Source organism: Pseudomonas sp. MAFF 730105 (assembly GCF_055380705.1).
In genome coordinates this window covers 3,202,030-3,213,930 of record NZ_AP018438.1, presented here as the reverse complement: position 1 = coordinate 3,213,930, position 11,901 = coordinate 3,202,030, and the positions used below count along the sequence as shown (strand labels likewise).

General features: G+C 62.1%; 6 protein-coding genes and 1 pseudogene. All 7 read right to left on the bottom strand.

The genetic code is table 11. The features are described 5' to 3' along the window. Position 1: 1 nt before the first annotated feature. Entirely contained in the window at positions 2 to 814 is an 813-nt protein-coding gene (locus tag PCOSP_RS14140) for a crotonase/enoyl-CoA hydratase family protein (RefSeq protein WP_464711785.1), read from the bottom strand. Between the two features lie 270 nt (positions 815 to 1,084). Then, a pseudogene (locus tag PCOSP_RS14135) lies at positions 1,085 to 2,559 on the bottom strand (efflux transporter outer membrane subunit). Beyond that, positions 2,556 to 5,660 (bottom strand): efflux RND transporter permease subunit, encoded by a 3,105-nt coding sequence (locus PCOSP_RS14130; protein ID WP_175362534.1) that lies wholly within the window; start codon positions 5,658 to 5,660, stop codon positions 2,556 to 2,558. The pseudogene PCOSP_RS14135 and the gene PCOSP_RS14130 overlap by 4 nt, the downstream one beginning before the upstream one ends. A 181-nt stretch (positions 5,661 to 5,841) precedes the next feature. Then, the gene (locus tag PCOSP_RS14125) at positions 5,842 to 8,937 is read right to left on the bottom strand and encodes an MdtB/MuxB family multidrug efflux RND transporter permease subunit (RefSeq protein ID WP_175386120.1); all 3,096 of its coding nucleotides are present in this window, start codon (positions 8,935 to 8,937) and stop codon (positions 5,842 to 5,844) included. Further along, complete coding sequence (locus PCOSP_RS14120) at positions 8,934 to 10,250, bottom strand: MdtA/MuxA family multidrug efflux RND transporter periplasmic adaptor subunit (protein WP_464711783.1); 1,317 nt, start codon at positions 10,248 to 10,250, stop codon at positions 8,934 to 8,936. Before PCOSP_RS14120 ends, PCOSP_RS14125 begins: the two co-directional genes overlap by 4 nt. Positions 10,251 to 10,440: 190 nt before the next feature. Further along, complete coding sequence (gene tpx / locus PCOSP_RS14115) at positions 10,441 to 10,941, bottom strand: thiol peroxidase (protein WP_024779993.1); 501 nt, start codon at positions 10,939 to 10,941, stop codon at positions 10,441 to 10,443. Between the two features lie 105 nt (positions 10,942 to 11,046). Further along, on the bottom strand, positions 11,047 to 11,718 hold the full coding sequence (locus PCOSP_RS14110) for a DUF3313 domain-containing protein (protein ID WP_464711781.1): 672 nt from the start codon (positions 11,716 to 11,718) through the stop codon (positions 11,047 to 11,049). Positions 11,719 to 11,901: the final 183 nt, after the last annotated feature.

Here is an 11,901-nt window from a genome sequence, read left to right as displayed (position 1 = left end):
GTCAATCCAGAAATTCGGGTTTCTGTTTGCTCATATGGGCGGCCATGGCCACGCGCAAGTCGGCCGATTGCAACATGGCGGCGTTCCAGGTGGCGACGTACTCCAGCCCGTCGTCGATGCGGTGGTCGCGCATGTAGCTGATCATTTCCTTGGTGCCGGCGATGGCAATCGGCGACTTGGCGGCGATTTCCCGGGCGATGCCCATCACGCCGTCGAGCAGGCTGGCGGTATCACTGTAGACACGATTGACCAGGCCGATGCTCCGCGCTTCATCGGCACCGAACGTGCGCCCCGTATAAGCGAGTTCACGCAGCATGCCGTCCCCGATGATCCGGGGCAAGCGTTGCAATGTGCCAACATCGGCGGCCATGCCGATATCGATTTCCTTGATGGAGAACTGGGCGTCCTCGGCGGCGTAACGCATGTCGCAGGCACTGATCAGGTCGATGGCACCGCCCAGGCAATAACCCTGGATCGCCGCGAGTACCGGTTTGCGGCAGTTGTCCACGGCGTTGAACGAGGCTTGCAGCTGCAAGATCTTGCGTCGCAGCAGGCGGGCATTGCGGCCGACATCCTTGCCCAGCTCGTTGGCCACGCCGGCCAGCATCATCAGGTCTATCCCTGAGGAAAAATGTTTGCCGGCACCGCTCAGCACCACTGCCCGCACTTCGTCGGTGTCATCGATCCACTGGAATATCTCGATGATCTCGCTCCAGAACGCGGCGTTCATTGCATTGATCTTGTCCGGGCGGTTGATCTGCACATGGGCGATGTTGTCTGCAAGTTCAACGTTGAACGCTTGGTATTGCGACATGGCAGTGATCCTTTACCGGCTGAAAAGAGGCTTGAACTATAACAAGCCATTGAGACAGGTCGTAGGCAGTGCATCGGCCAAAAGCAGGACTTGCTTGCATGATTGAAGACGATGGCAGTCACTGGACCATGGACTTGAATCTGTGGGAGCAAAGCTTGCTCGCGATGGGGTCGGCAGCCTCAACATCCCGGGAGGCTGGTCCACAGCTATCGCGAGCAAGCTTTGCTCCCACAGTTGTTCTCCAGAACTGTCTCCTGCTGCGACCTCCGATCACTCGTCCGCCTCCACCTGCCCATCCCACCCCCGCCCAACGCCGCGATCAACTGCACGCTGGCGATCAACCGGCTCTGCTGCAGGCTGAGCACGCTGCGCTCGTTGCTCAGGGCGGTGGCCTGGACGGTCACCACGTCGAGGTAGGCGATCAGTCCGGCTTTGTACTGGTTCTGGGTCAGGCGCAAGGATTCGCGCGCGGCGTCGAGGGCTTCCTGGCGCACGCGGGCTTCGTCTTCCAGCACCTTGAGTTGGATCATGTAGTTTTCCACCTCGCGAAACCCGTCGAGCACGGTCTGGCGGTAGGTGGCGACGGTCTGGTCGTAGGCCGCGACACTGCGGTCGACTTCCGCCGAACGCTGGCCGCCGTCGAACAACGTCATGGCCAGTTGTGGCCCCACCGACCAGAAGCGATTCGGTACGCTGATCCAGTTGTCATAGGTACTGCTGCTGTAGCCGCCACTCAGGCTCAGGGTCAGGTCCGGGTAATAGGCCGCCTTGGCCACGCCGATGTTGGCATTGGCGGCCATCACCGAGCGTTCCGCCGAGGCGATGTCCGGCCGCCGTTCGAGCAACTGCGATGGTAGTGCCACCGGGACTTGCGGCAACGACGGAATGTCCTGGGTTTCCGCCAGGTTGAACTCAGCCGGAGGCAAGCCCATCAACACGGCGATGGCATTTTCGAACTGAGCACGCTGCCAGATCAGGTCGATCAAGTCGCCCTGGGTGGTCTTGAGCTGGTTCTGCGCCTGGGCCACTGCGTCCTTGCCGGACACCCCGGCTCGGTACTGGTTTTCGGTCATCTTCAGCGAACGCTGATAGTTCTCCAGGGTGGCCTGCAGCAGACGTTTCTGTTGGTCAATCACCCGCAATTGCAGGTAATTCTGCACCAGTTCCGATTGCTGGCTCAGACGCATGGCGGCCAGGTCGGCGAAACTGGCCTGGGCACTGGCCTCATCGGCCTCCAGGGTGCGCCGCAGTTTGCCCCAGACATCAGCCTCCCAACTGACCCCGACCTGGGCGCTGTAGGTGTCGCGGATGCCACTGGACGAGCTGCTCAGGCTCGAACTGCTGCTGCCCGTGCCCTGGCTGGAGCGGTTCTTGCCGACGGTCAGGTCCACCGAGGGAAAAAACGCCCCCCGGGCACTGCGCGCCAGGGCCTGGGCCTGGCGGTACTGGGCTTCGGCCTGGGCCACGGTCTGGTTGGACGTATTGAGTTTTTCCACCAGGCCATTGAGCTGCGCGTCCCCATACAACTCCCACCAGGCACCACGGCCCAGGGCATCGCTCGGATTGGCCTGGCGCCAACCCTGGGCTTCCTTGTATTGCGCTGGCGCGGCGGCCTGCGGGCGCTGGTAATCCGGGCCAATCGCACAGGCACTGAGCATGGCCACGCACAGCGCCAGGCTCAGTGCCCGCGAGCCACGGGCAGTCGCCAGCGGCGCGACAAGATTGAAAAACGAACGGTCGTTCATAGCGGAGTTTCCAGGGCAGCATCGGTGCGCACGCCGCGCCAGCGGTTGAAGCGATGGCGCAGCTTGTCGAGATAGAGGTAAACCACCGGAGTGGTGTAAAGCGTCAGGACCTGGCTGAACACCAGCCCGCCGATGATGGTCAGGCCCAGCGGCTGGCGCATCTCCGAACCTTCGGCGCCGCCAATCAACAGGGGCACGGCACCGAGGATGGCCGCCAGCGTGGTCATCAGGATCGGCCGCAAGCGCAACAGACAGGCGCTGCGGATCGACTCCAACGGTGCCTGCCCACCCCGCTCCAGTTGCAAGGCCAGGTCGATCATCAGGATCGCGTTTTTCTTCACCACGCCAATCAGCAGGAACAGCCCCAGCAGGGAAATCAGGCTGAATTCCCCACCTAGCATGTAGATCGACAGCAGCGCGCCGACCCCGGCCGACGGCAAGGTGGACAGGATGGTCAGCGGATGAATGTAGCTTTCATACAGCACGCCCAACACCAGGTACACCGCCAGCAATGCCCCGAGGATCATGAACGGCTGACTCTTCTGGGTGGCCGCGAAGGCGTCGGCGGTGCCGGCCATTTTCACGATCACGTCCTCGGGCATGCCGAGTCTGGCGATGGTCCGCTCGATGGCGGCCGTGCCCTGCTCCACCGTCACGCCTTCGGCCATGTCGAAGGAAATGCTCTCGGAAGCGAACTGGCCTTCATGGCTGACCCGGTCGTCCTCCAGGCTGTTCTCATAATGGGCGATGGTCGACAACGGCACCCGCGCGCCGTCGGCGGTGATCACCTGCACCTGCTCCAGGGTATTCGGGTCCCGGGCGTACTTGGGATTGACCTCCATCACCACCTGATACTGGTTCAGGCTGTCGTAGATGGTCGAAATCTGGCGCTGGCTGTAGGCGTTGTTCAGCACGGCGGTGACCATGTTCATGTCGATGCCCAGGCGCTTGGCCTGGTCGCGGTCCACCACCAGTGTTACCTGCTGAGCCCCACCACCGTCCCGGGCGTCAATGGCAGTCAACTCCGGCAAGGTCCGGAAAGCGGCCACGAGCTTGGGGTACCACTCACGCAGGGACGCCAGGTCAGCGCTTTGCAGGATGTAGGAGTATTGCGAGGTGGTCTGCTCGCGGCCGCCACCGAATTGCAGGTCCTGGTCGGCCATCAGCATCAGTTGGGCGCCGGGGACCTTGGGCATTTCCTTGCGCAAGCGCTCGATGACTTTCTGCGCGGAAATGCTCCGTTCCTTGATCGGCTTGAGGCGCACCAGCATGAACGCGTTGTTGGTGCCGTTGTTGCCGCCAATGAAGCCCGCCACGCTCTGCACCGCGTCGTCCTTGAGCACCGCACGGCGGAAGATTTCCATCTTCGGCTGCATCACGTTGAACGACAGGCCGTCGTCGCCGCGCACGAAACCGATCAACTGACCCGTGTCCTGCTGCGGCATGAAGGTTTTTGGCACCACCACATACAGGGCGACGTTGACACCGATGGTCACCAGCAGACTGAGCAAGGTCAGGCGTCGATGACGCAGCACCCAGTCCAGGCTGGTGGCATAACCGCGAACCATCCAGTCGTTGAGACGCCGGCTCTCGCGCTGCAAACGGTTTTCCTGCCCGGGCACATGGGGCTTGAGCCAGCGCGAGCAGAGCATCGGCGTAAGCGTCAGGGACACCACCAGCGAGACCACGATGGCCGCCGCCAGGGTGATGGAAAACTCGCGGAACAGGCTCTCGATGATGCCCCCCATGAACAGGATCGACAGGAACACCGCCACCAGCGAGGCGTTCATCGACAACAGGGTGAAGCCCACCTCCTTGGCACCGAGGTAAGCGGCTTTCATCGGCGGCACACCTTCGTCGATGTGCCGGGAAATGTTTTCCAGCACGACGATGGCGTCATCCACCACCAACCCGGTGGCGAGGATCAACGCCATCAACGACAGGTTGTTCAGGGAAAAACCGTAGAGGTACATCACCGCGAACGTGCCCACCAGCGACACCGGTACCGCCAGGGTCGGAATCAGCGAGGCGCGGAAATTGCCGAGGAACAGGAACACCACCAGCACCACCAGGGCAACAGCGATCAGCAGGGTCATTTCCGCTTCGTGCAGGGTGGCCTTGATCACCGGCGAACGGTCCATGGCCAGGTTCAGCTTGACGCTGGCCGGCAGCACCGCCTGCAACGCCGGCAGTTGCGCCTTGATTTCATTGACCGTCTCGATGATGTTGGCGCCGGCCTGGCGGTTGATCACCAGCAGTACTGCGGCATCGTTGTTGAAGAAACCGCTGTTGTAGCGATCCTCGACGCTGTCGGCGACCTTCGCCACGTCCTTGAGCCGCAGCACCGAGCCGTCCTGGTAACGGATGATCAGGGTTTCGTAGTCCTTGGCCTTCTCCAACTGGTCGTTGGCCTGGACCTGCCACATGCGCCGGTCATCCTCGACCGAACCCTTGGGCCGGCGCACGTTACTGTTAGCGATGGTCTTGCGCACGTCATCCAGCGCCACGCCGTACTGGTTGAGCAACTGCGGTTCCAGCTCGATGCGAACCGCCGGCAGCGAACTGCCGCCGATCTGCACTTCGCCGACACCTGAAACCTGGGACAGGCTCTGGGACAGAATGGTGGACGCCAGGTCGTAGAGTTGGCCTTTCTCCAATACGTCCGAGGTCAGCGACAGCACCATGACCGGCGCCTGGGACGGGTTGACCTTTTTATAGGTCGGCATACTGCGCATACCGCTGGGCAGCAGGTTACGCGAGGCATTGATGGCCGCCTGCACTTCGCGCGCCGCCCCGTTGATATCGCGGTCCAGGTCGAATTGCAGGATCACCCGGGTCGAGCCCTGGCTGGAACGGCTGCTCATGGTATTGACCCCGGCGATGGCGCCGAAGGAGCGTTCGAGGGGCGTCGCCACCGTCGAAGCCATCACCTCCGGGCTGGCCCCCGGCAGGTTGGCCTGGACCACGATCACCGGGAAATCCATCTGCGGCAGCGGCGAAACCGGCAGCAGGCCGAAGCACACACCGCCAAGCAGCATGATGGCGAAGCTCAGCAGCATGGTGGCGACGGGGCGCTTGATGAAGGGCCCGGAGAGGTTCATGGGCAATAGCTCCAAGCCGCAAGCTTCAAGCGGCGAGCGCTTTTGTGGCGAGGGGATTTATCCCCGCTTGAGTGCGCAGCGCTCACAAAAGAGGCTGCTGCGCAGCCTGACGGGGATAAATCCCCTCGCCACAAAAAGCTCCTCTGCCCTGGGCGCATGGTGGTCATCGTTCTACAAGCCGTCATGCCTGCACCTCTTTCCCATCAACCCGGGCAAAGCGCCGCCCGAGGCGATCGAAATACAGGTAGATAACAGGCGTCGTGAACAGCGTCAGCACCTGGCTCACCAGCAACCCGCCTACCATGACCAGCCCCAGGGGCTGGCGCAGTTCCGCGCCGGAGCCGGTGGCGAGCATCAGCGGTACCGCGCCGAACAGGGCCGCCAGGGTGGTCATCAGGATTGGCCGGAAGCGCAGCAATGCGGCTTGATAGATCGCCGTCTGCGGATCGATCCCTTGGTTGCGCTCGGCATCGAGGGCGAAGTCGATCATCATGATCGCGTTCTTCTTGACGATGCCGATCAACAGGATAATGCCGATGATCGCGATCATGCCCAGGTCGTTGCCACTGAGAATCAACGCCAGCAAGGCACCGATGGCCGCCGAGGGCAAGGTCGAGAGGATCGTGATCGGGTGGATATAGCTCTCGTACAGCACGCCCAGCACGATGTACATGGTCACCACCGCCGCCAGGATCAGCAGCAAGGTGCTCGACAACGAGGCCTGGAACGCCTGGGCCGCGCCCTGGAACTCAGTCTGCACGCCCACCGGCATGCCGATATCGTGCTGGACCTTCTCGATCAACTCCACCCCATGCCCGAGGGCCACACCCGGCGCAAGGTTGAACGACATCATCACCGCCGGGAACTGGCCGATGTGGGCAATCGCCAATTGGGCCTGACGCTCCTCGACCCGGGCCAGGCTCGACAGGCGCACCTGCCCACCATCGGTGGTCTTGACGTAGATCTGATTCAGAGCCTGCGGGCCGATCTTCTCCCCGGACTGGGCCTGCAACACCACCCGGTACTGGCTGGCCTGGGTATAGATGGTGGAAATCTGCCGTTGGCCAAACGCGTCATACAGCGCATCGGTGATGTTCGACACCGACACGCCCAGGCGTGATGCGGCGTCACGGTCGATCACCAGGTAGACCTGGAGCCCCTTGTCCTGCAGGTCGCTGGCAACGTCGGTCAGCTCCGGCTGGCGAGCCAGCGCCTCTACCAATCGCCCGCTCCACAGGGTGAGCAATTCGGCGTCCGGTGACGACAGGCTGAACTGGTACTGGGTACGACTGACCCGGTCTTCGATGGTCAGGTCCTGCACCGGCTGCATGAACAGGCGGATGCCCACCAGGCGATCCAGTTGCGGCTGCAAGCGGGCAATGATCTCGCTGGCGCTGTCGTCTCGCTTGCTGTGGGGCTTGAGATTGATCAGCAGCCGGCCGCTGTTGAGGGTGGCGTTGTCGCCATCCACGCCGATGTACGAAGACAGGCTTTCCACCGCTGGGTCGGCGAGGATCACCTTGGCCAGTTCTTGCTGGCGCTCGCTCATGGCGGCGAAGGAAATCGACTGCGGCGCCTCGGAAATGCCCTGGATCACCCCGGTGTCCTGCACCGGGAAGAACCCCTTGGGCACGGCCAGGTACAACACCACCGTGAGCACGAGACTGCCCACCGCCACCAGCAGGGTCAGCGGCTGATGCCTGAGCACCCATTGCAACTTGCGACCATAGGCGGCGATCAGCCAGTCGATCCACGCCCCGCTGGCACGGTAGAAACGCCCCTGCTCATCCTCCCTCGGCTCACGCTTGAGCAAGCGTGCGCACATCATCGGGGTCAAGGTCAGGGACACCACCAGGGAAATCAGGATTGCCACGGCCAGGGTGATGGCGAACTCACGGAACAAGCGCCCCACTACGTCAGCCATGAACAACAGCGGGATCAACACCGCAATCAGCGACAGCGTCAGGGAAATCAGCGTGAAGCCGATCTGCTTCGCGCCCTTGAGCGCGGCCTGCAGCGGGCTGTCGCCCTCCTCGATATAACGGGCGATGTTCTCCAGCATGACGATGGCATCGTCCACCACGAAACCGGTGGCAATGGTCAGGGCCATCAGTGTCAGGTTGTTGATGGAGAACCCCGCCAGGTACATCACGCCGAACGTACCGATCAGCGACAACGGCACGGCCACCGACGGGATGATGGTGGCGCTGAAACGGCGCAGGAACAGGAACGTCACCATGACCACCAGGGCGATGGCGATCAGCAGTTCATGCTGCACGTCGGTGACCGAAGCGCGGATGGTCTGGGTGCGGTCGGTGAGCACGGTAACGTCCAGGCCGGCCGGCAGGTTGTCGGTGATGCTCGGCAACAGTGCCTTGATCCGGTCCACCACTTCAATGACGTTGGCCCCCGGTTGGCGCTGGATGTTCAGCAACACGGCCTGGTTTTCGTTGGCCCAGGCAGCAAGGCGCTCATTCTCGGCGCCATCGACGATCTGCGCCACGTCCTTGAGCCGCAACGGCGCGCCGTTGGCGTAGGCCAGGATCAGCTCGGCGTAGTCCTTGGGCGAGGTCAACTGATCGTTGGCATCGAGCATCGACACCCGGGTCGCGCCGTCGAAGTTGCCCTTGGGCTGGTTGACGTTGGAAGCACCGATCAGGGTGCGCACGTCCGCCAAGTTGAGACCGTTGGCCGCCAGGGCTTCGGGGTTGACCTTGATCCGCACCGCCTGGCGTTGCCCGCCAGCGATGGTGACCATGCCGACCCCACTGATCTGGGCGATCTTCTGCGCCATGCGGGTGTCCACCAAATCGTTGAGCTTGGGCAGCAGCATGGTCTTGGAGGTGATCGCCAGGGTCAGGACCGGGGTGTCGGCCGGGTTGACCTTGTTATATACCGGCGGCGCCGGCAGGTCGGTCGGCAACAGGTTGGTGGCCGCATTGATCGCTGCCTGCACCTGTTGTTCGGCAACATCCATGTTGATTTCGAGGTTGAAGCGCAGGGTAATCACCGAAGCGCCACCGGAGCTGGTGGACGCCATCTGCGTCAGGCCCGGCATCTGTCCGAACTGCCGCTCCAGGGGCGCGGTCACGGCACTGGTCATCACGTCGGGGCTGGCGCCCGGGTACAGGGTCATGACACGGATGGTCGGGTAGTCGACCTGGGGCAACGCCGACACCGGCAGCAACCGATAGGCGATCAGGCCAGCCAGGACAATGGCCAGCATACTCAGCGTAGTCGCGACCGGGCGCAGGATGAACAGCCGCGAGAGATTCATGCGCCGCCCTTTTTCGCCTTGTCGGCCACGGCGGGTTCAGCCGGGGCTGCCGCAGGCTTGCCCTGCAAGTGTTCGGTTGGCGTGGTGGGCACATCCTGGCTGTCGTTGACCACTTCCACCTCGCTGCCTTCCTTCAAACGGTCGGTGCCTTCGAGCACCACCCGGTCGCCGGCGGCCAGTCCTTCCGTGATCACGGTATTTTCGCCGTCACTGGCGCCGACCTTGAGCTGCTTGATGGTGACCTTCTTGTCGCCCTCCAGGGCGTAGACGAAGGTGCCATTGGTGCCGAACTGAATGGCTGCGGTCGGCGCCAGGATCACCCCCTTGAGCGTGTCGGCCAACAGGCGCACGTTGACGAACTGATTGGGGAACAGCGACTGCTCACGATTATCGTAGCGGGCCTTGAATTTCAGGGTGCCGGTGGTGATGTCGATCTGGTTGTCCAGGCTTTGCAGCACGCCGCTGGCCTGGAGTTTCACATCGCCACGGTCCCAGGCTTCGACAGGCAGCTTCGCGCCGCTGCGGTAACGGGCAAGCACCGTGTCGAGGTTGTTTTCCGGCAGGGTGAACACGACATTGATGGGTTGGGTCTGGGTGATGACGGCCAGGGCCGTGGTGTCGTTGGCCGCCACCAGGTTGCCAATGTCCAGTTGCCGCAGGCCTACGCGCCCGGAGATCGGTGCACGTATCTTGGTGAACTCCAGGTTGAGCCTGGCGTCGTTGACCGCCGCCTGGTTGGTCTTGACCGTGCCTTGATACTGCCCCACCAGCGCAGCCGCGGTGTCGAGGGTCTGCTTGGCGATGCTGTCCTCGGCATACAGGCCGCGGTACCGCTCGAGATCGACCTGGGCGTTTTTCAACTGGGCCTGGTTCTGCAGCAACGTACCTTCGGCCTGCAGCAAGGCGTTCTGGTAGGGACGCGAATCGATCTCGGCCAGCAGGTCCCCCGCCTTCACCATCTGCCCTTCTTCGAAGGCGATCTTGACCAGCTCACCGCCCACCCGGCTGCGCACGTTGATCGTATTGAGCGCCGTGACCGTGCCCAACGCCTTGTAATACAACGGGAAATCCCCGGTGACGGCGGGTGCCACCCGAACCGGTATCGGCCCCGTCGCACCGCCGAACCCGGGCCGCATGCCGCCCGAACGCCCCATGTGTCCAGCGGCGGTTTTCTGTCCTGCAGCGGACTTGTGATCCGCGCCGGCCGGCCAGAATTTCCAGGCCAGCACCGCGACGACCAATACGACGAACAGGCTGAACAGCCAGCGACGGGAATTGCGGGGAACAGAGGATTGCATGGAGTGATCAACCATTGGGCGCGTGGGCATCTTTTATGGAAGGCTGAACGATAAGCACTGGCAGGTATTTAGCAAAGCGCCTTTACCGGCAATTTACCTTGGGCTTACGTATCGGGTTGCAGGCTAAACGCTTGAAGTACAAATGAAAACGGCCTGGGCAGAGCCAGGCCGTTAACAATTGTAATAAATACTCTGATCAGAGCCCTTATTTCAGGACAGCGAGTGCAGCGTCGTAGTTTGGTTCTTCGGCGATTTCCTTGACCAATTCGCTGTGCAGTACGGTGTCATTCTCGTCCAGCACGACCACGGCACGGGCGGTCAGACCCTTCAGCGGACCGTCAGCGATGGCTACGCCGTAGTTCTGGATGAACTCGGCACCGCGCAGGGTGGACAGGTTCTGGACATTCTCCAGGCCTTCGGCGCCGCAGAAACGCGCCTGAGCGAACGGCAGGTCAGCGGAGATGCACAGCACGACGGTGTTGTTCAGCTCGTTGGCCTGGGCATTGAACTTACGCACGGACGTGGCGCATGTCGGGGTGTCGACGCTTGGGAAAATATTCAGGACCTTGCGCTTGCCGGCGAAATCCTTCAGGGAAACGTCCGACAGATTGCCGGCAACCAGGGAAAAGGCTGGCGCCTTGGAACCGGCTTGCGGCAACTGGCCATTGACTTGAACCGGGTTGCCTTTGAGGGTGACTTGAGCCATGAACGGATTCCTTCTGACATGTTTGAAAAAGGTCGAGGCCGGAGTTAACCATGAAATACCGCCGCGACCTATGGTTAGACACAAAAAGTCATCGCTTGAATACCGCTACTTGTCCTTGAGCTTCAGGAACGACTGGTGCAGATCCGCCGCCCAGCCGTCGATGACGCCCTTGACGTCATCGGGTTTCATCACCTGGGAGTCGTTGGACAATGGCCTGCCCGTGCCCTTGCGCACCACCTGGGCGATCACCGCATTGTCCCCGCCGTCGAGGAACACCGCCTCGGTGCCTAGCGTGGTTTCCTGGTCACGAATACCGCTGGCGGTACTGACGGCGGCCGCCACCAGTGCAATCGGAACCACCTCGTAAGGTTTCAGGCCCTCGGTCTTGCTGCCCACGGCGGTGATGGCCGCACGCATCACCAATACGCCCGGCCCCGGACCGGTCGCCAGGGGCAAGGACTTGCCGGCCTCTCGCCTGAGCGCCTGGTCGTAATACGCGGTGATGCCGGACAAAGTGGCCTGGGGAATTTTCACGGTCGGCTGCGGCTTGGGGTACAGCTGCGTCGGTTCGATATAGAGATGGGTGTATTTGCCCGGCTCGATCTTCGGATCGACCCAACGCATCACCGCGACCCCCGAAGGTGATTTTTCTTCCTTGAGCCGGCTGTAATCCCCCAGGAACCCGGAGTATTCGTCCGGCTGAGTGACGTTGCTGGAACAACCCATCAAGGTGAGCGAGACGATGCATACGCTACCCATCATTGACGCGAGTTTCATGCTGGCACTCCTGTAAGCCACACGAGACGAGGGCGGGACTACAGGTATAGCCAATGGGCGGTTCTTTCGCCCGCTCAGGCATGAAAGTAACTTGCCCTACAGAGGGGAAACCGCCTCTTCGCCGGTTGTGAATGGACGTCCTGCAAGTGATGAGTAGCGGGTTTTATGCCCATCACCTGTCAG

Excerpts from the sequence above, each read along its gene's own strand:
- PCOSP_RS14140 (WP_464711785.1), bottom strand. The coding sequence starts at position 814 with ATGTCGCAATACCAAGCGTTCAACGTTGAACTTGCAGACAACATCGCC.
- PCOSP_RS14130 (WP_175362534.1), bottom strand. The coding sequence starts at position 5,660 with ATGAACCTCTCCGGGCCCTTCATCAAGCGCCCCGTCGCCACCATGCTG.
- PCOSP_RS14125 (WP_175386120.1), bottom strand. The coding sequence starts at position 8,937 with ATGAATCTCTCGCGGCTGTTCATCCTGCGCCCGGTCGCGACTACGCTG.
- PCOSP_RS14120 (WP_464711783.1), bottom strand. The coding sequence starts at position 10,250 with ATGGTTGATCACTCCATGCAATCCTCTGTTCCCCGCAATTCCCGTCGC.
- tpx (WP_024779993.1), bottom strand. The coding sequence starts at position 10,941 with ATGGCTCAAGTCACCCTCAAAGGCAACCCGGTTCAAGTCAATGGCCAG.
- PCOSP_RS14110 (WP_464711781.1), bottom strand. The coding sequence starts at position 11,718 with ATGAAACTCGCGTCAATGATGGGTAGCGTATGCATCGTCTCGCTCACC.